Source organism: Streptomyces lacrimifluminis, assembly GCF_014646095.1.
GTDB classification, from domain to species: domain Bacteria; phylum Actinomycetota; class Actinomycetes; order Streptomycetales; family Streptomycetaceae; genus Streptomyces; species Streptomyces lacrimifluminis.
The window spans coordinates 30,120-51,796 of sequence record NZ_BMMU01000007.1; the positions used below are offsets into that span (position 1 = coordinate 30,120).

Below are 21,677 nucleotides of genomic sequence, written 5' to 3' on the forward strand. Positions count from 1 at the left end.
GACGTCCGGACCGTCGGTGTGACAGGAGTGCTCGGCATCGTCCTGTCCGGTCGTGGACGCCCGGTGTCATGCCCTCCTGGGGTGTCGAACCCGACATCCGGGCCGTTAGCGCATTGGCGAACCCAGTCTCGGAGGTGCCGAGTGTCGCGCTTGACACGAAAATCGAACATCCATTCTGATTGAGGTTCCGGCGAGGCTCTCGACGAGTATTTCGTCAGGGTTTTCATGGAGATGTGCCCGAGTTATCCACAGGCCGGACGGGCGTCGGGGCGCATTGTCAGTGGCAGGCGTTAGCGTCTTTGACGTGAAGCGATCGACTCAAGCAAACCGGGTGGAACCCATGGCAGGAACCGACCGCGAGAAGGCGCTGGACGCCGCACTCGCACAGATTGAACGGCAGTTCGGCAAGGGCGCGGTGATGCGCCTGGGCGAGCGGCCGAATGAACCCATCGAGGTCATCCCCACCGGGTCGACCGCACTCGACGTCGCCCTCGGCGTCGGCGGGCTGCCGCGCGGCCGAGTGGTGGAGGTGTACGGCCCGGAGTCCTCCGGTAAGACGACCCTGACCCTGCACGCGGTGGCGAACGCGCAGAAGGCCGGAGGCCAGGTCGCCTTCGTGGACGCGGAGCACGCCCTCGACCCCGAGTACGCGAAGAAGCTCGGCGTCGACATCGACAACCTGATCCTGTCGCAGCCGGACAACGGCGAGCAGGCCCTGGAGATCGTGGACATGCTGGTCCGCTCCGGTGCCCTCGACCTCATCGTCATCGACTCCGTCGCCGCACTCGTCCCGCGTGCGGAGATCGAGGGCGAGATGGGTGACTCGCACGTGGGTCTGCAGGCTCGTCTGATGAGCCAGGCGCTCCGCAAGATCACCGGTGCGCTGAGCCAGTCCGGGACCACCGCGATCTTCATCAACCAGCTCCGCGAGAAGATCGGCGTGATGTTCGGCTCGCCGGAGACCACGACCGGCGGCCGGGCGCTCAAGTTCTATGCCTCGGTGCGGCTCGACATCCGTCGCATCGAGACGCTGAAGGACGGCACCGACGCGGTCGGCAACCGCACCCGCGTCAAGGTGGTCAAGAACAAGGTCGCGCCGCCCTTCAAGCAGGCCGAGTTCGACATCCTCTACGGGCACGGCATCAGCCGCGAGGGCGGTCTGATCGACATGGGCGTGGAGCACGGCTTCGTCCGCAAGGCCGGCGCCTGGTACACGTACGAGGGCGACCAGCTCGGCCAGGGCAAGGAGAACGCGCGCAACTTCCTGAAGGACAACCCCGACCTCGCCAACGAGATCGAGAAGAAGATCCTCGAGAAGCTGGGGGTCGGTGTCAGGCCGGAGAAGCCCGCCACCGAGCCCGGTGCGGACGCCGCCACGGTCGTCCCGGACGGGGCCGCGAAGGCGGTTCCCGCTCCCGCGTCGGCGGCCAAGACCGCCAAGGCCAAGACCACGGCCACGGCGGTCAAGAGCTAGCCCGTGACACGACGAACCGACTGGGCCGAGTACGCCCACCCCGGTGCCTCGGAGGACCGGGGCGGCGGGGGCTTTGCCGGGGGCGGTGACAGTGCCTACGGGGACGCCGGGCCATACGGGGGTGGCCGCGGGGCCCGTGAAGGCGACGGGGTGTACGAGGGCGACGGAGACGTCGGATCGCAGCGGGGCGAGGGTCTGCCCGGGGACGGGCGCCGTCGCGGCGACGGCTCTCCGGGAGGAAGGCGGCGCCGTGGCGGCGGTGCCCTGAGCGGCGAGAGCGGCCCGTACGACGAAGGCGGCTCACGCGGTGAGGGCTCGCGTGGTGGGCGTGGTCGTCGTCGGCAGCGGGGCTTCGGCGAGCAGGGCGGCAACCCACAGGACGGAGGTTCCGTCTCCTCGTCGAGGGCCGAGCAGGCGGAGCAGCCGGCGGACCCGGTCGAGCGGGCGCGGGCGATCTGTCTGCGCCTGCTCACCGGGACCCCGCGTACGCGGAAACAGCTCGCGGACGCCCTGCGCAAGCGGGAGATCCCGGACGAGGCGGCCGAGGAGGTGCTGTCGCGGTTCGAGGAGGTCGGACTGATCAACGACAGCGCGTTCGCGGACGCCTGGGTCGAGTCCCGCCACCACGGCCGGGGACTGGCCCGGCGGGCTCTCGTGCAGGAACTGCGTACCAAGGGCGTGGACGCGACGCTCATCGACGAGGCGGTCGGACAGCTCGACTCCGAGCAGGAGGAGACGACCGCGCGTGAACTCGTCGCCCGCAAACTGCGTGCGACGCGCGGTCTCGACCGCGACAAGCGGCTGCGGCGGCTCGCGGGCATGCTGGCCCGCAAGGGCTACCCCCAGGGCATGGCCCTGAGAGTCGTTCGGCAGGCACTGGAGGAGGAGGGCGAGGACACCGAGTTCCTTGCGGACGAGGAGTTCTGAGCCCGGTAGTGCCGGAGGTTCAGCCGTCCCGAGAGGCAGTCGTTCACTCGGGAGGTCTGTGTACTTGGTCCTGAACACGGTGGACGCGCGGGGGCGCCGACCGCGTTCAGGGCCGGGCGGACGGTACGGCGACGGGTGTCAGTGCGCCTGCTCCGTCACAGGAAGCCCCGCCGCCCGCCACGCCTGAAACCCTCCGACGAGGTCGGTCGCCCGGTGCAGCCCCAACCGGTGCAGGGACACGGCCGCGAGGCTCGACGCGTATCCCTCGTTGCAGATCACCACGATCCGCAGATCGTGGCCGGTCGCCTGAGGCGCACGATGGCTGCCCCGGGGATCCAGGCGCCACTCCAGTTCGTTGCGCTCGACCACGAGCGCGCCGGGATCAGGCCGTCGCGCTCACGCAGGGCCGCGTACCGGATGTCCACCAGCAGCGCCTCGCCGGCCTGTGCGGCCTCGTACGTCTCGTGTGGCTCCACGCGCGCGTAGGTCTCGCGCACGCGGCCCAGCAACTCGTCGATACCGACAGGCTGTTCGCTCACTGCCAGTCCTGCGGGCGCTCGACGTGCTCCAGGCGCAGCACCTGTCCCGTACGGCTGTAGCGACGGATCTGGGGCAGCGGCGGATAGTAGGCGTGGACCGAGATCGCGTGCTGGTCGCGGGACTCGTTGAGCACCTCGTGCACATGGTGGCGGCCGAAGCCCCGCCCCTGGCCGGCCGACAGTCGTCGCTCCCGGTCGACGCCCTCGGTGAGTTCCAGGGTCTTCCAGCCGTCGGTGGGCAGCCGGGCGGCGAGCGAGTTCTCCTTGAGCTCGCCGGCCGCGGTGAGGAAGGCACCGACCGAGTCGGCGTGGTCGTGCCAGCCGGTGCCGGTGCCGGGCGGCCAGCCGATCAGCCAGGCCTCGCTGCCGCCAGGGCCTTCGAGGCGCACCCAGGTGCGGCCCTCGGGGTCGAGCGGCAGGGAGGCGATCAGCTCGGCGTCGGCGGCCGTACGCCGTACGAAGTCGAGCAGGTCCGCCTGCGTCGGGGTCTTGGGAGTGCGGGAGAACGGGGCAGCTGCGGCTGCGGGTACGGAGGGTGACACGGACACGGGTACCGTCCTGGTGAACGTTCGCGGGGAGCGCGCGACAGTGTGGAAGAGGGGCGCGCGGGAAAAGGGATGCGAATTCAGCAGGACGGACGACACACGCAGCCCGCATAGCGGACGAGGTCCATATGGACCCTCCGCCACAGGCGTACATCGGTGTCGGCGTCGGTCACGTTCCGGAGTACAGCATGACGGTGCTGACCGGTCAACTCGTTGTCACCATGTGGACGCACGCCGACGAGGGCAGAAGGCGCCGACGACAGCGCAGGTGTCAGCGGGTGCCCGCCGCGGCTTCCGCGTTCGCTGTCGCGCTCGGCCTGTCGGCCTTGTCCGTCCCTTCGGCCTGGTCGTTCGTCCTGTCCTGCGGAGGTCCGCCCAGCGTCGCCTCGGCCGCCGCGTACAGGTCGGCGGGTCGTACCCCGCTCAGCGCGGTGACCAGGTGCCCGTCCGGGCGGATCAGGAGCACGGTGTGGGCAGCGGCGCCCGGATAGCTCTCGGTGACCAGCAACTCGGCGGGGCGCGGCAGCGCGGCCACCGCCGCCGCCAGCCGGGGCATGATCCCGGCGCCCACCCAGTGCTTGCGCTCCCACACACCCGTGCCCGGCGCGACCAGCATCACCAGCAGCGCACCACGGCCCAGCCGCTCCCGCAGCCGCACGAAGGAACCGTCCTCGGCGGTGACCCGTACGTCCGTCACCTGTGCGCCGGGCGGGGTGTCCACCGAGATCTCCGCCTCGATGTGCTGGGGTGCCAGCGGCGAACTGCCGTACGTCCCCGGCTCGCCCAGGATTCCGCGCCCCAAGTGCCCGTCCGTGAGCAGCGAGTCGTGTCCGCGGGCCGACCCGGGAACGTACGACCGCAGCCCCGCACCCCCGCGCAGCAGCGGCAGTGCCTGGTCGGCGGCGCGCAGCCGGGTGGAGACGGCCGCGCGGCGCTCGGTCTGGTAGCTGTCCAGCAGCGCCTCGTGCGGGCCGTGGTGCCAGGCCAGGGCCAGCTTCCAGGCGAGGTTGTCGGCGTCCCGCAGTCCCTCGTCCAGCCCCTGGGTGCCGAGCGTGCCGAGCAGGTGCGCGGCGTCCCCGGCGAGGAAGACCCGGCCGGCCCGCCAGCGTCGGGCGAGCCGGTGGTGGACGATGTGCACGCCCGTGTCGAGCAGGTCGTACGGCGGAGTGGGGCCGCCGCTCCAGCCCGCGAGGGTCTCCCGGACACGGGTCACGAGGAGCTCGGGCGTCACCAGGTCCTTGCCGGGCGGCAGCAGCCAGTCCAGACGCCACACACCGTCGGGGAGCGGGCGGGCGGTGATCTCCCCGGCCGAGGGTCCGGACGTCCGCCAAGGCGGCATCCGGTGCAACAACGCCTCACCGGGCCACGGAAGTTCCGTACGCAGCGCGGCCACGGCGTGTCGTTCCACGGCCGTACGTCCGGGGAAGCGGATGTCCTGGAGTTTGCGCACGGTGGAGCGCGGGCCGTCGCAGCCGACCAGGTAGCTGCCGCGCCACCAGGTGCCGCCCGGGCCGCGGGTGTGTGCCGTGACTCCGGACGGCTCCTGCTCGACGGAGTCGAGGCGGCTGTTGACGGCGACCTCGACGAGTCGCTCGTGCGCGATGGCGGACCGCAGGGCGCCGGTCAGTACGTGCTGGGCGATGTGCAGGGGGACGTCGGACTCCGTGACGGGCACGGGTTGCGACTCGAAGCCCACGGGCGCATCGGTCGGCCCGTCCGATTCCCCGGTGCCGAAAGAAATCTGACGCATCACCTGCTTGCGCCGCATCGACCGCCATCCGGCCCAGTGGAAACCGGCCTCGGCGACAGGCACACCGGTCAGCCGCTCCAGCAGCGCGGCAGTGTCCTCGCGCAGCACGACCGTGCGCGCGGGGCGCTGGTCGTCCTTGCCCGGCCCCTCGTCGAGGACGACCGAAGGGACCTCCTGGCGCGCCAGCGCAAGCGCCAGCGTGAGCCCGACCGGCCCAGCTCCGACGATGATCACCGGGTCCATGGCGCGGCGCCCCCTGCCCAGAGCGACGTCTTCATCGACACAAGTGAACAGGAAGTTGGAGCAGGGTGCACGATCACAAAACGTATGCAACAGACTCCGCGCCACCCGGTCAAGCTGGACGCACCGCAGCCGCCCGACCCGACACACTCGACGTTTCCCCTGGTACGGCATGTGCACCCGGTGCCGACGGCGAACGGCGGAGGCAGTGGCGAACGCGCCACTGCCTCCGGGCAGGTCATACGAGTTGAGCGTCCGTCAGATGGTGCCGCCCGCGCCGGTTGCCGCAGTGCCCTCCACCGTCGCCGGTCCGAGCACCACACCGGTCGACTTCTTGCCTCGGCGCAGCCTGCCCTCCAGCCAGCTCGCGAAGCTGGTGATGAGGAAGTTGAGCACGATGAAGATGATCGCCACCACGACGAAGCTCTGAACGACGTTGGCGTAGTTGGCCGCGAGTGTGCCGCGCGTGTTGAGCAGCTCGGTGAACCCGATCATCACGCCGCCCAGCGCGGTGTCCTTCACGATGACCACGAGCTGGCTGACGATGGCCGGCAGCATCGCGGTGACGGCCTGCGGCAACAGGACGTTGGTCATCGTCTGTCCCTTGCGCAGCCCGATCGCCATCGCGGCCTCCGACTGCCCCTTCGGCAGGGAGAGGATGCCGGCCCGTACGATCTCGGCGAGGACGGACGCGTTGTAGAGCACCAGGCCTGTGACGACGGCGTAGAGAGGCCGCTGTTCGCTGCTGACGTTCGTGTAGCGGTCGTAGAACTCGTTGGCGAACAGCATCAGCAGCAGGACCGGGATCGCCCGGAAGAGCTCGACCACCGCGCCTGCCGGACCCCGGACCCACCGGTGGTCGGAGAGGCGGGAGATGCCGAAGAGCGCGCCCAGCGGAAGGGCGATCACCATGGCCAGTGCCGCGGCCTTCAGCGTGTTGCCGAGGCCCGGCAGCAGATAGGTCGTCCAGGCCTGGGACTCGGTGAACGGCTCCCACAGGGCCCACCTCAGCTGGCCCTTGTCGTCCATGGTCTGCCAGATCCACCACAGGAGCAGGGCGAACAGGACGAAGAAGACCACCGAGAGGAGCACGTTGCGCCGCTTGGCGCGGGGCCCCGGAGTGTCGTAGAGAACGGAACTCATCGCTTCACCGCCAGTCGCTTGCTCAGCCAGCCGAGGACGAGGCCGGTGGGGAGGGTCAGGACCACGAACCCGAATGCGAAGACGGCGCCGATGAGCAGCGTCTGAGCCTCGTTCTCGATCATTTCCTTCATCAGGAGGGCGGCCTCGGCCACGCCGATCGCGGCTGCCACGGTCGTGTTCTTGGTCAGGGCGATCAGTACGTTGGCCAGCGGGCCGATCACGGAACGGAAGGCCTGCGGCAGCACGACCAGCCCCAGAGTCTGGCTGAAGCTCAGCCCGATGGCACGGGCCGCCTCGGCCTGTCCGAGCGGCACCGTGTTGATGCCGGAGCGGATCGCCTCGCAGACGAACGCCGCGGTGTAGGCGACGAGACCGAGGATCGCCAGGCGGAAGCCCCTGACATCGAAGTCGGACGCTCCCATCGTCATGCCGAAGATGTCGGCGAGGCCGAGCGAGGTGAAGACGATGATGACGGTCAGGGGGATGTTCCGGACGATGTTGACGTAGGCCGTGCCGAACCCACGCATGAGCGGTACCGGGCTGACCCGCATCGCGGCCAGGAGGGTGCCCCAGACAAGGGAGCCGACGCCGGAGAGGGCGGTGAGCTTCACCGTCATCCAGAAGGCGCCCCAGATGCTCGGGTCGTCATAGTCTGAAAGAAAGTCGAACACGATCTCCCGCGCTTCCGGGGTGGGTGGCGTACGTGGACAGCGCGGTGTGCCGCCGCCTTGATCGCGATTCGGCGACGGCACACCAGTGAACCCTCGCGTTACTTGACGATGTTGCCGATCTTCGGCGCGGGCTCGTTCTTGTAGTTGGCCGGACCGAAGTTGTCCGTGACCGCCTTGTCCCAGGCCTTGTCGCTGACCATCTTCTCCAGGGCGGCGTTGATCTTGTCGACCGTCGCGGTGTCGCCCTTCTTCACGCCGATGCCGTAGTTCTCGTTGCTCAGCTTGAGGCCGGCGAGCTTGAACTGGCCCTTGTACTGCTCCTGCGCGGCGAAGCCGGCGAGGATCGAGTCGTCCGTGGTCAGAGCGTCCACGGCGCCGCTCTGCAGAGCGGCGATGCACTCCGAGTAGCCGCTGTTCTCCTTCAGGTTGGCCTTCGGGGCGAAGTCGTCCTTGACGTTCTGCGCCGAGGTGGAGCCGGTCACCGAGCACAGGTTCTTGCCGTTGAGGTCGGTGCTCTCGGTGATGTCCGAGTCGGCCTTGACCAGCAGGTCCTGGTGGGCCAGCAGGTACGGGCCGGCGAAGTCGACCTTCTTGGCGCGCTCGTCGTTGATCGAGTACGTGGCCGCGATGAACTTCACGTCGCCGCGGGCGAGCGCGTTCTCACGGTCGGCGCTCTTGGTCTCGACGAACTCGATCTGGTTGGGCTCGTAGCCGAGTTCCTTGGCCACGTACGTGGCCACGTCGACGTCGAAGCCGGAGAAGGATCCGTCGGGCTTCTTCAGGCCGAGACCCGGCTGGTCGTACTTGATGCCGATCTTGATCTTGTCGCCGCCACCGGAACCCGAGCCGGTGTCGTCGCCGTCACCGTTGTCGCCTCCGCACGCGGTCGCGGTCAGGGCGAGGACGAGCGCGGTGGCCGCCGCGGCGGAGACCTTGCGGAGCTTCATGGTGAACATCCTTTGTGTGGTGAGGAGAATGCCGTCGTTGCGGGTGACACAGGCCGTCGCCGATTCGTGCGCGTCGTCGGTGCGGATTCGTCAGTGGTGCAGGATCTTGGACAGGAAGTCCTTGGCGCGGTCGCTGCGGGGGTTGCTGAAGAACTGGTCCGGCACAGCCTCTTCGACGATGCGGCCGTCCGCCATGAACACCACTCGGTTCGCGGCCGAACGGGCGAACCCCATTTCGTGGGTCACGACGATCATGGTCATGCCCTCGCGGGCGAGCTGCTGCATGACCTCAAGGACCTCGTTGATCATCTCCGGGTCGAGAGCCGACGTCGGCTCGTCGAAGAGCATGACCTTGGGGTCCATGGCCAGGGCTCGCGCGATGGCGACGCGCTGCTGCTGCCCGCCGGACAGCTGTGCGGGGTACTTGTCCGCCTGCGTGGCCACGCCCACCCGGTCGAGCAGGGCGCGGGCCTTCTCCTCGGCGACCTTCTTGTCGGCCTTGCGGACCTTGATCTGGCCCAGCATCACGTTCTCGAGCACCGTCTTGTGCGCGAAGAGATTGAAGGACTGGAAGACCATGCCGACATCGGCGCGCAGCCGGGCCAGCGCCTTGCCCTCCTGGGGCAGCGGCTTGCCGTCGATCGAGATGTCTCCCGAGTCGATGGTCTCCAGGCGGTTGATGGCGCGGCAGAGGGTGGACTTACCGGACCCGGAGGGCCCGATGACCACGACCACCTCGCCGCGGGTGATGGTCAGGTCGATGTCCTGGAGAACATGCAACGCGCCAAAGTGCTTGTTGACGCTCTTCAGGACGACCAGATCGCCGGTCACGGGCACGTCGTCCTTGGCCACCGATACTTCGGTCATCGCTTACTGGCTCCGTCCACCTCGGTTTCGGAGGAGAGTAGTGACCCCGTGGGACCAGCGTCATCACATCTGAGGGGAACTTGAGCATAACGATCTGATGTCAGGTCAACACGCTTTGTAGTGATCCTCGAAAGAGGTGTACCGGCTGGATAACGGAAGCGGCCCGTAGCCGGAACCACGCACGCGCGTGCGTGTGTCCACATGGTGTACTCCGCTGGGGCGCCGCATGTGGTGTACAAGTCGAAACGGCACGGTCGGCCAACCGAAGTCCATGAACCGGAAGGGGTCGCGATGAGACTGCTCCTTGTCGAGGACGACAACCATGTCGCCGCCGCGCTCTCCGCGGTTCTGGCGCGGCACGGTTTCGCCGTCACGCACGCCCGCAGCGGCGAGGAGGCCCTCCAGGCGCTCGTCCCGGAAGGCAACGGCTTCGGCGTGGTGCTGCTCGACCTGGGCCTGCCCGACCAGGACGGGTACGAGGTGTGCGGCAAGATCCGCAAGCGCACCAACACCCCCGTGATCATGGTCACCGCGCGCTCCGACATCCGCTCCCGCATCCACGGCCTCAACCTTGGCGCCGACGACTACGTGGTCAAGCCGTACGACACCGGGGAGTTGCTCGCCCGGATCCACGCCGTCAGCCGGCGCAGCGTCCACGAGGACGCCGCCGAGGCCGGTGAGAACGCGCTGCTCCTGGGATCCCTGCGCATCGAACTGTCCACCCGGCAGGTCCTCGTCGGCGGTTCCGTGGTCCAACTGACCCGTAAGGAGTTCGATCTGCTGGCCCTCCTCGCTCAGCGTCCGGGAGTGGTGTTCCGCCGTGAACAGATCATCAGCGAGGTCTGGCGCACCAGCTGGGAGGGGACCGGCCGCACCCTGGAGGTGCATGTCGCGTCCCTGCGCGCCAAGTTGGGCATGCCGGCGCTGATCGAGACCGTCCGCGGCGTGGGCTATCGGCTCGTCGCCCCGACGCAGTAGCGGGGACGGGTGCGCACACGTCTCCTCCCCCTGCTCATCGTCCTGATGGCGGCCGTCCTGCTCGCGCTCGGCATCCCGCTCGCCGTCAGCGTGGCCGCCGCCCAGCAGCAGACGGTCGTCGTCGACCGGATCGACGACACGGCGCGGTTCGCGGCGCTCGCCCAGTTCGTCACCGACCGGCCCACCGGGTCCCGGGTCAGGGACGCGGACACCGACGAGCGCGGCGAGACCCTCCAACGGGAACTCGAGAGCTACTACGACGTCTACGGCATCCGTTCCGGCGTCTTCTACCGCAACGACGCACCCATGGCCAACGCGCCGGCCGACTGGTACCTGCCGGAGACGGGCGAGGTGCGTGACGCGTTCGCCGAAGCGCTCCTCTCCCGCCGCAGCCACGATCCGCAACAGGTCTGGCCCTGGCAGCGGCACCGGCTCGTCGTCGCGTCGCCGGTCATCCGGGACGGCGACGTCGTGGCCGTCGTGGTGACCGACTCGCCCACCGGCCAGATGCGTTCACAGACGCTGCACGGCTGGCTCATCATCGGCGCCGGCGAGTCCGCCGCGATGCTGCTCGCCGTCGGCGCCGCGCTGCGCCTCACCGGCTGGGTGCTCAGGCCCGTACGCGTCCTCGACGCCACCACGCACCACATCGCGACCGGCAGCCTGAAGTCGCGGGTCGCGGTGGCCGGCGGGCCGCCGGAACTCAGACGGCTGGCACGGTCGTTCAACGAGATGGCGGACAACGTCGAGGACGTGCTGGAGCAGCAGCGTGCCTTCGTCGCCGACGCCTCGCACCAGCTGCGCAACCCGCTCTCGGCGCTGCTGCTGCGTATCGAACTGCTCGCGCTCGAACTGCCGGAGGGGAACGAGGAGATCGCCTCGGTCCAAACCGAGGGCAAGCGCCTGGCCGAGGTTCTGGACGACCTCCTGGACCTGGCGCTGGCCGAGCACACCGAGGCGGACCTCGCACTCACCGACATCGGCGCGCTGACGGCCGAGCGTGTCGCGGCCTGGACCCCGCTCGCCAGGGCCAAGGGCGTACGCCTGGTCGGCGACTGTCCTGCCACCACGGCGTGGGCCGACCCGGTCACGCTGTCCAGCGCCCTGGACGCGGTGATCGACAACGCGGTGAAGTTCACGCCCGGGGACGAGTCCGTGCAGGTGTCGGTCGCGTCGAACGGCGAGACCTCGACGATCGTGGTCACCGACGGCGGCCCGGGTCTCACCGACGAGGAACTCGTCCGTATCGGCGACCGGTTCTGGCGCAGCGGCCGGGACCAGAACGTCAAGGGTTCGGGCCTCGGCCTCTCCATCTCCCGGGTCCTGCTGGCGGCGGGCGGCGGCACGATCTCGTACGACCACCACGAACCGCACGGTCTGAAGGTGACCGTCCGGGTGCCCAGGTCGGGTCCGACGTCCTGAGGGAACCACGCCGGGCCTGCCCTACGGCTTGACCGAGCGGTAGTAGCGCCGGGCGCCCTCGTGCAGGGCCAGCGGGTCGGTGTAGATGGCGGTCCGCAGGTCCACGAGCTGCGCCGAGTGGACGTGGGCGCCGATGCCGTCCCGGCTGTCGATCACCGACCGGGTCAGCCACTCGGTGAGCCTCGGGTCCATGTCCGCGCGTGTCATGAGCAGGTTGGACACCGCGATCGTCGCCACGGTCGAACCGTTCTGGACGGACGGGTAGGCCGACTCGGGCATGTTGGTGGCCCGGTAGTAGCGGGACGCTCCGCCCTGCTCGTGCAGCTTGGTGACCAGGCCCGCGTCTATGGGGACGAAGCGGAAGGGGAACTCCTTCGCCAGCTGCACCAGACCGTTGGTAGGCAGGCCGCCCGACCAGAAGAAGGCGTCGATCTGGTCCTGCTGGAGCCGTCCGGGGCCGGTGTCGATGCCGTCGGCGAAGGGCTTGATGTCCTTGGCCGGGTCGAGACCGGCGGCGGCCAGCACCCTGTTCGCGATCAGCCGTACGCCGGAGTTGTCCAGCCCTATGGCAACCCGCTTGCCCCGCAGGTCCTGCACGCTCGAGATCTTGGAGTCGCGGGGCACGACGAGCTGCACGTAGTCGTCGTAGAGGCGTGCGACGCCGCGCAGTGAGCCGGCCCCCGGCAGCTCCCTCAGAATGTAGGTCTCCACCGCGTCGGCCGCCGCGATGGTGAAGTCGGCGTCGCCCGTCGCCACCCGCTTGACGTTCTCCTGCGACCCCTGGCTGTTCAGCAGCCGTACGTCCAGCTTCGGCATGTCCTTGGCGAAGGCGGTGCTGAGCCGTGAGCCGTACTGCTGGTAGACGCCGGCCGGTGTCCCGGTGCTGAAGGTGATCGTCCCGGCCGGGGGTTCCTCGTCCAGCGGCAGCAGCCACCACAGCAGCAGCCCGAAGGCCACGAAAGCGGCGGCCGAGCCCATGAGGGCCTGTCGCCTGCGGATCTGCGGGAGCACCTTGAACATGCGCGAGATCCTGCCAGTACAGCCCCCGTGCTGGCCAGGAACAGGGGGAGAGGGTGCCTGCCGTACGACGATCGGATCGGCTCCCGTAGGGCCGCCACGAGATCGCTAGAGTCACCGCATGCGCTCCGGTACCTCTCCTTCCTCCTCACCCGCCTCGCCCGCCGACCTCGTCCGGGAGTTCCACCGGGCCTTCGGTCTCGACACCCGCAGTACACCCGCCGAGGTCTCCCCGGAGCTCGCGGCGCACCGGGGCGAGCTGCTCGCGGAGGAGGCCGCGGAGGTGGCCGAGGTCGCGACAACGGGCCCACTGGACCGGCTGGCGCACGAGCTGGCCGACGTCGTGTACGTCGCGTACGGGACGGCCCTCGTCCACGGGATCGACCTCGACGCGGTGATCGCGGAGATCCACCGGGCCAACATGACGAAGCTGGGCCCGGACGGACTGGTCGCCCGCAGGGCCGACGGCAAGGTGCTCAAGGGCGACCACTACCGGGCCCCGGACGTCGCAGCCGTCCTGCGCCGCCAGGGCTGGAACGCGGGCGAGCGGTAACCCGTACAGCCCAGCCTCACGTACCGCCTACCCTTGTCGCATGAGCAGCAGTGACCGGATCCAGGCCGTGGACGTCAAGACTTACGAAGTGCGCACCTACGGGTGCCAGATGAACGTCCACGATTCCGAGCGATTGTCCGGACTGCTCGAGAACGCCGGTTACGTGCGCGCGCCCGAGGGCGCGGACGGGGACGCGGACGTCGTCGTCTTCAACACCTGCGCCGTGCGGGAGAACGCCGACAACCGGCTGTACGGCAACCTCGGCCGACTCGCCCCGATGAAGACCAAGCGCCCCGGGATGCAGATCGCCGTGGGCGGCTGCCTGGCGCAGAAGGACCGCGACACCATCGTGAAGCGGGCGCCCTGGGTGGACGTCGTCTTCGGTACGCACAACATCGGCAAGCTGCCCGTCCTGCTGGAACGCGCGCGCGTGCAGGAGGAGGCGCAGGTCGAGATCGCCGAGTCGCTGGAGGCTTTCCCGTCCACGCTGCCGACACGGCGCGAGAGCGCGTACGCGGCCTGGGTGTCGATCTCCGTCGGCTGCAACAACACGTGCACCTTCTGCATCGTCCCGGCCCTGCGCGGCAAGGAGAAGGACCGCCGCACCGGCGACATCCTCGCCGAGATCGAGGCGCTGGTCGGCGAGGGCGTCTCCGAGATCACCCTGCTCGGCCAGAACGTCAACGCGTACGGCTCCGACATCGGTGACCGCGAGGCATTCAGCAAGCTGCTGCGGGCCTGCGGAAAGATCGACGGACTGGAGCGCGTCCGTTTCACCTCCCCGCACCCGCGCGACTTCACCGACGACGTCATCGCCGCGATGGCCGAGACACCGAACGTGATGCCGCAGCTCCACATGCCCATGCAGTCCGGCTCGGACACGATCCTGAAGGCGATGCGCCGCTCGTACCGCCAGGAGCGCTACCTGGGGATCATCGAGAAGGTGCGGGCCGCCATTCCGCACGCGGCGATCACCTCCGACATCATCGTGGGCTTCCCCGGGGAGACCGAGGAGGACTTCGAGCAGACGATGCACGCGGTGCGCGAGGCTCGGTTCGCACAGGCGTTCACCTTCCAGTACTCCAAGCGGCCCGGCACCCCCGCCGCCACGATGGAGAACCAGATCCCCAAAGAGGTCGTCCAGGAGCGTTACCTGCGCCTCGCCGCCCTCCAGGAGGAGATCTCCTGGGACGAGAACAAGAAGCAGGTCGGCCGCACCCTGGAGCTGATGGTCGCCGAGGGCGAGGGCCGCAAGGACGGCGCCACCCACCGCCTCTCCGGCCGCGCCCCCGACAACCGCCTGGTCCACTTCACCAAGCCGGACACCGCGGTGCGCCCCGGCGACGTGGTCACGGTCGAGATCACGTACGCCGCCCCGCACCACCTTCTCGCCGAGGGTGCCGTCCTGAACGTGCGTCCCACGCGCGCGGGTGACGCCTGGGAGAAGCGCAGCACCGCGGAGGCGGCGAAGCCGGTGGGCGTGATGCTGGGCCTGCCGGGGATCGGGGCGCCGGCGCCGTTGCCGGTGGCTGCGGGGAGCGGCTGCGGCTGCGACTGACGTCCTGCCACAATGCGGGTGGGAAGGAGCATCACATGTTGCCGTACAGAGTTGCGTTCACCGAGGAAGCCGCCCACGTGCGCGACAGCCTGTCCACCGACCGGCGTGACGTGCTGGAACGCGGCCTGGCCATACTGGTGACCGACCCGCGGCACAAGCTCTCCCACTCCGTCCGCGGTGACGAGACAACGCGTGAGATCGCCCTCTCGCGCAACCTCTTCATCGAGTACGTGATCAGCGACGGCAAACTGGTCGTCCTCCTCCTCACGGTCATCGACCTGACCGACGTACTGATCGAGGACTGACTCCGCACCGTCCGCCGGGGTTACCCTGCCGATCATGCTTGTCGCCGCCGCCGTCTGCCCCTGTCCGCCGCTCCTCGTGCCCGAGGTGGCCGCGGGAGCCGCACCCGAGCTGGACGCCGCCCGCGCCGCCTGCACGGACGCGCTGGGCGTGCTCGCGGCCTCCCGCCCCGACCGTCTGCTGGTCGTCGGACCCGCCGGGCAGAGCGGCCGTGGACCGCACCCGGAGGGCACACGGGGTTCGTTCAGAGGCTTCGGGGTGGACCTCGGCGTCCGCCTGGGCACCGGGAACTCCGGCCCGGAAGCGTTGGCACGGGAGCTGCCGCCGTCGCTCGCCGTCGCCGCCTGGCTGCTGGAGCGGTCCGGCTGGTCCCAGGCGCCGATGGAAGGCCTGGGCGTGGGGGAGCCCTTGGCTGCCGAGCGGTGCGTCGCGATCGGGAGAGAGATCGGCGGGCAGCAGGGGAGGGTGGCCCTGCTGGTGATGGGTGATGCCAGCGCCTGTCGCACTCTCAAGGCTCCGGGGTACCTGGACGAGCGGGCGGCGGGGTTCGACGCGGACGTCGCGCGGGCGCTCGGAGCGGCGGACGTGGTGGCGCTCAAGACACTGGACGCGGAACTGGCCTACGAACTGAAGGCCTCGGGCCGGGCACCCTGGCAGGTTCTCGCGGGCGCAGCCGAGAACACCGGCCTCGCGGGCACACTGCTGTACGAGGACGCGCCGTACGGCGTGGGGTACGTGGTCGCAGCCTGGTCGTAGCCGTAGCCGTAGCCGTAGCCGTAGCCGTAGCCGTAGCCGTAGCCGTGACGCGGCGCGGCGGACGGCCGGGAGCCTGTGGCTCCGCGGCCGTCCGTCGATATGGCGTGCTGTTGTTCGCGCCGGTCAGGAAGCCGGTGGCGGCGCGTCCGGCGGTGGCGTGAACGTGTCGTCCGGGGGGCCGCCCTCCTTGTGCGCGAGTCGGTCCACGGCGCCCTTCGCCTTGCCGGTGCCCGTATGGATCTTGTCGCTGTACTTGCCCTTGGTCTTCTCGTCGACCACCTTCGCGGCCTTGTCGAGACCCCGCTCGATCTGGTCCTCGTGCTGGTGCGCGAAGTCCGCGACCTTCTCCTTGGCCGGGGCGAGCTTTGCCTTCAGATTGTCCAGCAGACCCATTTTTCGCCTTCCCTCGCGGGCAGTTACTTGCGGGCGCCCTCACCGGCCTCGCTGTCGGCGGCCTCCTCGGCGGACTGCTGCTTGGGGATCTCGACGCCCTCGGTGGCGGGCACGACGACGGCTTCCGTCTTCTCCGCCGTGGTCTCCGTCACGGCATCGCTGCCGGCCTCCGGTGACCCCTTCGCCGCTTCCGTCTCCTCCGCCGCAGGCTCGTCCGTCACGACGACGGCCTGCTCGTCGGCGGTCGACGCCTCCTCCGTGGTCTTCGACCGTCCGAGAAGCCGTGCAAAAACACCCATATCCACTCCATATGTTACTCGTGCGGGCGAAATCCCGCGTCGCCCGGTGCGTCCGTTTGCGTCGCCCCCGTCACCGCCTCCCGAATCCGGCGGCGCGAACCTCGCAACTGGCAACGACCCCGGATCCCCGCCGTCACGTCGCTCGTTCGAGGAGGGGTCCCGGGTTTGCGAGACTGTGGCGGTGAGCAGCGCAGCCCCCACCCCACGAGTCATCGCCGTCGTCGGCCCCACCGCAGCCGGAAAGTCCGATCTGGGCGTCTTCCTCGCTCAGCGTCTCGGCGGCGAGGTCGTCAACGCCGACTCGATGCAGCTGTACCGAGGGATGGACATCGGCACCGCCAAGTTGACGCCCGAGGAGCGCGGCGGCATCCCGCACCACCTCCTGGACATCTGGGACGTGACCGACGCGGCGAGCGTCGCCGAATACCAGCGGCTCGCACGCGAACGGATCGACGCTCTGCTCGCCGCGGGGCGCTGGCCGGTCCTGGTCGGCGGTTCCGGTCTGTACATCCGGGGAGCCGTCGACAACCTGGAGTTTCCCGGCACCGATCCCGAGGTCAGGGCCCGTCTGGAGGAGGAGCTCGCCCTGCGCGGATCCGGGGCTCTGCACGCCCGCCTGGCCGCCGCCGACCCCGAGGCCGCGCAGGCGATCCTGCCCAGCAACGGCCGCCGTATCGTCCGGGCCCTGGAGGTCATCGAGATCACCGGCAAGCCCTTCACGGCCAACCTTCCGGGCCACGACTCCGTGTACGACACCGTGCAGATCGGCGTCGACGTGTCCCGCCCCGAGCTGGACGAGCGCATCGCCCGCCGGGTCGACCGGATGTGGGCGGCGGGGCTCGTGGACGAGGTGCGCGCGCTGGAGGCGCACGGCCTGCGCGAGGGGCTCACGGCATCGCGCGCGCTGGGCTATCAGCAGGTGCTCGCGGCGCTCGCCGGGGAGTGCGACGAGGACCACGCGCGTGCCGAGACCGTGCGTGCCACCAAGCGCTTCGCGCGCCGTCAGGATTCGTGGTTCAGGCGCGATCCCCGGGTGCACTGGTTGAGTGGGGCTGCGGCGGATCTCACAGAACTTCCGCACCTCGCACTGGCGTTGGTCGAACGACCGGTCACAGCCTGATCACGTCATGGCATCGGGACGCTCCGGCCGTCATCCAGGCCTCCGGCGCCGTGCCATCATCGAGCTTCGATCGACCAAGTGGAGTCCGAGTTGGGAGGGCGCGTGGCGATGGAGGCCGGCCCTCGCGACACCGCACAAGGCGCGGGACACGTCACAGGTGACGGTGGCGAAACGGAACGGGACGAGGATCGTCTGAGCCCCGACGGGCCCGACGAGACACAGGGCGGCGTGACCGCCGACGGACCCGAACCGGACGAGATGTTTCTCGGCCCCGAGGTCGAGGTCGAACTCCGACCGCAGCGCCGCCTGCGCATCTGGCAGCTCGCCCCGATCGTGGTCCTGGCAGCGCTCGGCTCCCTGATGTTCGCCTTCCCGCTGGCGTTCGACTTCGGCGACAGCGGAGCCGTGATCGCCATGCTGGGGCTGCTCATCTGCTCCTGCGCGGCGGGCTGGGGCATGATGGCCGCCCGCCGGGTCGGCTACACGGCCCCGGGCCTCGGTGAGGGCCGGCGGGACTGGCGGGTCGTGCTGGCGTACGTCGTGATGGTGGTCGTGGTCATCGGGCTCGCCGTGTGGAGAGTGGCCCGGCTGCGCTAGTTCCGATGCCGGACCGGCCGGTTGTTTCCGGCCCGGCCTGTGAACCAAGCGCGACCCGGCGTGTCGTACCCACCCCGTACGATCGAGGAATGAGCACGCGGATCGCCTTCCTCAAGGGGCACGGGACCGAGAACGACTTCGTGATCGTTCCCGATCCCGAGAACCTCATCGACCTCTCTCCGGCCGCCGTCGCCACCCTGTGCGACCGGCGTGCGGGCATCGGGGGTGACGGGCTGCTGCACGTCGTGCGGTCCGCCGCGCATCCCGAGGCCAGGGGCATGGCGGCCGAGGCGGAGTGGTTCATGGACTACCGCAATGGCGACGGCTCGATCGCGGAGATGTGCGGCAACGGCGTGCGGGTCTTCGCGCGCTATCTCCAGCGGGCCGGGCAGGCGACCGAGGGGGACCTCAAGGTCGCCACGCGCGGGGGTGTGAAGAGCGTGCACATCGCCAAGGAGGGCGACGTCACCGTCGGTATGGGCAAGGCGCTCTTCCCCGAAGGGGAGGTCACTGTGTGTGTCGACGAGCGCAGCTGGCCCGCGCGGAACGTGAACATGGGCAACCCGCACGCGGTCGCCTTCGTGGACGATCTCGCACACGCCGGGAACCTGTTCGCCGCGCCGCCGTTCAGCCCGGCCTCCGTGTATCCGGACGGGGTCAACGTCGAGTTCGTTGTCGACCGGGGTCCGCGACACGTCGCCCTGCGGGTGCACGAGCGCGGCGCCGGTGAGACCCGCTCGTGCGGCACGGGCGCGTGTGCCGTCGCCGTGGCCGCCGCCCGGCGGGACGGAGCCGACCCGGCCGTGACCGGGACGCCGGTGACGTACACCGTCGATGTGCCCGGTGGGCGCCTGGTGATCACCGAGAGGGCCGACGGTGAGATCGAGATGACAGGGCCCGCGGTGATCGTCGCCGAGGGAGAGATCGACGCGGAGTGGCTGGAAAGGCCGGCGAAGTGAAGCGGTTCATGGCTTGATTTCGCAGGCCAGGGATCCCTTCGGGTGCGGAAACGCAACCTCTGGGGTCCCCAGTGGCTCCAATGCGTGGTTGATCTCGACTCGGGTGGCCTGGAAGCGCGGGCACCCGAACCGTCGCTCGAATGGGTGATCCGTTTCACGCTCGACGAGAGGTGGTCAGTCGCGCGTGGTGGGCTCGGTAGCATCAAGCACCGGCCCGGACGGGGGAACAACGCCATCCCCTGAGCCGTCGTCCGCCATGGGGCATCCCGTCCGCCGGTCCAGGTAGCCGGAGGTGCCCATGAGTGCGGAGGCCACGAATCCCGCGAGCCCAGGTGCTGTGACGTCCTCGCCCAAGCTCGCGGCCTCGCTGGAACAGGACGGGACCCCGTCGCCCCGCCGGCGGACCCGCCCCCGGATCGATCTGCGCCGACTGGGCAGGGCCGCGTTCCTCGGCTCCGCCACCCGCGACCGGCTGCCCGACGCCATCGGCCACGTCGTCGAGGCGCACCGCGCCCACCACCCCGACGCCGACCTGGAGCCGCTGCGCCGGGCCTACGTCCTGGCTGAGTCCTCGCACCGGGGCCAGATGCGCAAGAGCGGCGAGCCGTACATCACGCACCCGCTCGCCGTGACCCTGATCCTCGCCGAACTCGGCGCGGAGACCACGACCTTGACGGCGTCTCTGCTCCACGACACCGTCGAGGACACCGATGTGACGCTGGATCAGGTCGGCGAGGAGTTCGGCGCCGAGGTCCGCTACATCGTCGACGGCGTGACGAAGCTGGAGAAGGTCGACTACGGTGCCGCCGCCGAGCCCGAGACCTTCCGCAAGATGCTGGTCGCCACCGGGAACGACGTCCGCGTGATGTCGATCAAACTCGCCGACCGGCTGCACAACATGCGCACCCTGGGCGTGATGCGCCCCGAGAAACAGGAGCGCATCGCGAAGGTGACCCGGGACGTGCTCATCCCGCTCGCCGAGCGGCTCGGCGTCCAGGCGCTCAAGACCGAACTGGAAGACCTGGTCTTCGCGATCCTGCACCCCGATGAGTACCGGCACACCCGGGAGTTGATCGTCGAGAACGCCGCCCGCGCGGACGACCCGCTCGCCGAGATCGCCGACGAGGTGCGCGCGGTACTGCGCGACTCGGGGATCCAGGCCGAAGTCCTCATCCGGCCACGGCACTTCGTGTCCCTGCACCGGGCGTCGCGCAAACGCGGCTCGCTGCGCGGTTCCGACTTCGGGCGGGTCCTGGTGCTCGTCAACGAGGACGCCGACTGCTACGGCGTACTGGGCGAGCTCCACACCTGTATGACGCCCGTGGTCTCGGAGTTCAAGGACTTCATCGCCGTACCCAAGTTCAACCTCTACCAGTCGCTGCACACCGCCGTCGCCCGTGCGGACGGCCAGGTCGCCGAAGTGCTCATCCGTACCCACCAGATGCACAAGGCGGCCGAGGCCGGTGTCATCGCGCTCGGCAATCCCTACGCTCCTCCTTCGGAGGAGCAGGGCGACAGCGACGGGGCGCGGACCGACCTCGACGACGACGGCGAGCGCATCGACCCCACCCGGCCCGGCTGGCTCTCCCGTCTCCTCGACTGGCAGGAGGCCGCGCCCGACCCCGACACCTTCTGGTCCACCCTGCGCGAGGACCTCGCCCAGGACCGTGAGATCACCGTCTTCCGGGCCGACGGGGGTTCGCTGGGGCTGCCCGAGGGCGCGAGTTGCGTGGACGCCGCGTACGCGCAGTACGGGGAAGACGCGCACGCCTGTATCGGCGCCCGCGTCAACGGCCGGCTGGCGACGCTGAGCACGGTCCTGCGGGACGGCGACACCGTTCAGCTCCTCATGGGGCAGGACCCGGCCTCCGAGCCCTCCAGGGAGTGGCTGGAGCACGCGCGCACACCCGTCGCCAGGATCGCCATCCAGCGCTGGCTGGCCGCCCATCCGGCACACAGCGATCCGGTGGACGTGCCGCCGAGGCCCTCCGGTGACCTCTCGGCGGTCGAGGAGTCCACCGCCGAGTCCACCGCCGAGGCTGCCCGAGCGGCCGTCGGCGCCCGCTCGGCCCAGGAGGGTGCCGGGTCCTCCGACCCCGCCGCGACCGCTGTCGTCGACCAGCCCGGCGCGACCGTACGGCTCGCCGGCTGCTGTACGCCCGTACCGCCCGACGAGGTCACCGGATTCGCCGTGCGCGGGGGAGTGGTGACCGTTCACCGCGTGGAGTGTGCCGGGGTGGCGCACATGAAGAGCACAGGGCGCGCGGAGGTCGGCGTGCACTGGGGGGACACCACCGAGGCCAGGGTCACCCTGGTCGCCGAATCGTTCGGGCGGCCCCATCTGCTGGCCGACCTCACGGAAGCCATCGCCCTGGAGGGCGTCGCGATCGTCTCGGCGACCGTCGAACCCCCAAGCCAGCAGCGCGTACGCCACACCTACACACTCCAACTCCCGGACGCGGCGCACCTTCCGGCCCTCATGCGGGCCATGCGCAATGTGCCGGGTGTGTACGACGTGAGCCGGGCGCAGCATCACGTGGCGCTTCCCTGAGGCACCCGTTCGGGTGGGTCCGGCGCGAGTCGGCGCCCTCCGGCGGCCGGGCGCTGGTAGCGGTGGTG

22 protein-coding genes and 1 pseudogene are annotated in these 21,677 nt (G+C 69.8%); 12 read left to right on the plus strand and 11 right to left on the minus strand.

Annotated elements, in window-relative coordinates; translation table 11 throughout:
* Positions 1–340 precede the first annotated feature (340 nt).
* Together recA and recX are read left to right on the plus strand one after the other, a co-directional pair.
* Positions 341–1,474: a recombinase RecA gene (gene recA / locus IEY89_RS12930; protein WP_189147513.1), complete on the plus strand. Its 1,134-nt coding sequence runs from the start codon at positions 341–343 to the stop codon at positions 1,472–1,474.
* Positions 1,475–1,477: 3 nt separating this feature from the next.
* On the plus strand, positions 1,478–2,401 hold the full coding sequence (gene recX / locus IEY89_RS12935) for a recombination regulator RecX (protein WP_189147514.1): 924 nt from the start codon (positions 1,478–1,480) through the stop codon (positions 2,399–2,401).
* A 138-nt stretch (positions 2,402–2,539) separates the two neighbouring features.
* On the opposite strand, the pseudogene IEY89_RS12940 reads toward recX, so the two are convergent.
* The 8 genes and pseudogenes from IEY89_RS12940 to IEY89_RS12970 all read right to left on the minus strand — a co-directional run bounded on the left by IEY89_RS12940 (position 2,540) and on the right by IEY89_RS12970 (position 9,103).
* A pseudogene (locus IEY89_RS12940) lies at positions 2,540–2,946 on the minus strand (rhodanese-like domain-containing protein).
* Positions 2,937–3,488, minus strand: coding sequence for a cupin domain-containing protein (locus IEY89_RS12945; RefSeq protein WP_189147515.1), 552 nt, complete (start codon positions 3,486–3,488; stop codon positions 2,937–2,939). The pseudogene IEY89_RS12940 and the gene IEY89_RS12945 overlap by 10 nt, the downstream one beginning before the upstream one ends.
* Before the next feature lie 77 nt (positions 3,489–3,565).
* Positions 3,566–3,613 (minus strand): hypothetical protein, encoded by a 48-nt coding sequence (locus IEY89_RS41900; protein ID WP_309506048.1) that lies wholly within the window; start codon positions 3,611–3,613, stop codon positions 3,566–3,568.
* 143 nt (positions 3,614–3,756) lie between these two features.
* Positions 3,757–5,478 (minus strand): FAD-dependent monooxygenase, encoded by a 1,722-nt coding sequence (locus IEY89_RS12950; protein ID WP_189147516.1) that lies wholly within the window; start codon positions 5,476–5,478, stop codon positions 3,757–3,759.
* Between the two features lie 255 nt (positions 5,479–5,733).
* Positions 5,734–6,618 (minus strand): amino acid ABC transporter permease, encoded by an 885-nt coding sequence (locus IEY89_RS12955; protein ID WP_189147517.1) that lies wholly within the window; start codon positions 6,616–6,618, stop codon positions 5,734–5,736.
* Positions 6,615–7,289: an amino acid ABC transporter permease gene (locus IEY89_RS12960; protein ID WP_189147518.1), complete on the minus strand. Its 675-nt coding sequence runs from the start codon at positions 7,287–7,289 to the stop codon at positions 6,615–6,617. Before IEY89_RS12960 ends, IEY89_RS12955 begins: the two co-directional genes overlap by 4 nt.
* 98 nt (positions 7,290–7,387) lie before the next feature.
* Entirely contained in the window at positions 7,388–8,236 is an 849-nt protein-coding gene (locus IEY89_RS12965; RefSeq protein ID WP_189147519.1) for a glutamate ABC transporter substrate-binding protein, read from the minus strand.
* A 90-nt stretch (positions 8,237–8,326) separates the two neighbouring features.
* Entirely contained in the window at positions 8,327–9,103 is a 777-nt protein-coding gene (locus IEY89_RS12970) for an amino acid ABC transporter ATP-binding protein (RefSeq protein WP_189147520.1), read from the minus strand.
* 291 nt (positions 9,104–9,394) lie between these two features.
* Here IEY89_RS12970 and IEY89_RS12975 point away from each other — a divergent pair, with 291 nt between their 5' ends.
* Entirely contained in the window at positions 9,395–10,081 is a 687-nt protein-coding gene (locus tag IEY89_RS12975) for a response regulator transcription factor (protein ID WP_189147521.1), read from the plus strand.
* Between the two features lie 9 nt (positions 10,082–10,090).
* On the plus strand, positions 10,091–11,503 hold the full coding sequence (locus tag IEY89_RS12980; protein WP_189147522.1) for a sensor histidine kinase: 1,413 nt from the start codon (positions 10,091–10,093) through the stop codon (positions 11,501–11,503).
* 21 nt (positions 11,504–11,524) lie between these two features.
* Here IEY89_RS12980 and IEY89_RS12985 read toward each other — a convergent pair whose 3' ends face one another.
* Positions 11,525–12,523 (minus strand): TAXI family TRAP transporter solute-binding subunit, encoded by a 999-nt coding sequence (locus tag IEY89_RS12985; RefSeq protein WP_189147523.1) that lies wholly within the window; start codon positions 12,521–12,523, stop codon positions 11,525–11,527.
* A 118-nt stretch (positions 12,524–12,641) separates the two neighbouring features.
* Here IEY89_RS12985 and IEY89_RS12990 point away from each other — a divergent pair, with 118 nt between their 5' ends.
* From IEY89_RS12990 to IEY89_RS13005, 4 genes are read left to right on the plus strand one after another with little or no spacing between them, the layout of a single operon-like run.
* Positions 12,642–13,073: a pyrophosphohydrolase domain-containing protein gene (locus tag IEY89_RS12990; protein WP_189147524.1), complete on the plus strand. Its 432-nt coding sequence runs from the start codon at positions 12,642–12,644 to the stop codon at positions 13,071–13,073.
* A gap of 40 nt (positions 13,074–13,113) precedes the next feature.
* Positions 13,114–14,631, plus strand: coding sequence for a tRNA (N6-isopentenyl adenosine(37)-C2)-methylthiotransferase MiaB (gene miaB / locus IEY89_RS12995; RefSeq protein ID WP_189147525.1), 1,518 nt, complete (start codon positions 13,114–13,116; stop codon positions 14,629–14,631).
* 35 nt (positions 14,632–14,666) lie between these two features.
* Positions 14,667–14,936, plus strand: a complete 270-nt coding sequence (locus IEY89_RS13000) for a hypothetical protein (protein ID WP_189147526.1) — start codon at positions 14,667–14,669, stop codon at positions 14,934–14,936.
* Positions 14,937–14,970: 34 nt separating this feature from the next.
* Positions 14,971–15,690 carry a class III extradiol dioxygenase subunit B-like domain-containing protein gene (locus IEY89_RS13005; RefSeq protein ID WP_189147527.1) on the plus strand — a complete coding sequence of 240 codons (720 nt, stop codon included), beginning with the start codon at positions 14,971–14,973 and terminating at the stop codon, positions 15,688–15,690.
* Positions 15,691–15,813: 123 nt separating this feature from the next.
* Here the strand turns inward: IEY89_RS13005 and IEY89_RS13010 are convergent, their stop codons facing one another.
* Complete coding sequence (locus IEY89_RS13010) at positions 15,814–16,083, minus strand: antitoxin (RefSeq protein WP_189147528.1); 270 nt, start codon at positions 16,081–16,083, stop codon at positions 15,814–15,816.
* Between the two features lie 23 nt (positions 16,084–16,106).
* Complete coding sequence (locus IEY89_RS13015; protein WP_189147529.1) at positions 16,107–16,382, minus strand: hypothetical protein; 276 nt, start codon at positions 16,380–16,382, stop codon at positions 16,107–16,109.
* Positions 16,383–16,563: 181 nt separating this feature from the next.
* On the opposite strand from IEY89_RS13015, the gene miaA reads away from it, so the two are divergent.
* The 4 genes from miaA to IEY89_RS13035 all read left to right on the plus strand — a co-directional run bounded on the left by miaA (position 16,564) and on the right by IEY89_RS13035 (position 21,609).
* Complete coding sequence (gene miaA, locus IEY89_RS13020) at positions 16,564–17,502, plus strand: tRNA (adenosine(37)-N6)-dimethylallyltransferase MiaA (protein WP_189147530.1); 939 nt, start codon at positions 16,564–16,566, stop codon at positions 17,500–17,502.
* 108 nt (positions 17,503–17,610) lie between these two features.
* Positions 17,611–18,099, plus strand: a complete 489-nt coding sequence (locus IEY89_RS13025) for a hypothetical protein (RefSeq protein ID WP_189147716.1) — start codon at positions 17,611–17,613, stop codon at positions 18,097–18,099.
* Between the two features lie 89 nt (positions 18,100–18,188).
* Positions 18,189–19,058, plus strand: coding sequence for a diaminopimelate epimerase (gene dapF / locus IEY89_RS13030; RefSeq protein WP_189147531.1), 870 nt, complete (start codon positions 18,189–18,191; stop codon positions 19,056–19,058).
* A 298-nt stretch (positions 19,059–19,356) separates the two neighbouring features.
* Complete coding sequence (locus tag IEY89_RS13035) at positions 19,357–21,609, plus strand: RelA/SpoT family protein (protein WP_189147532.1); 2,253 nt, start codon at positions 19,357–19,359, stop codon at positions 21,607–21,609.
* Positions 21,610–21,677: the final 68 nt, after the last annotated feature.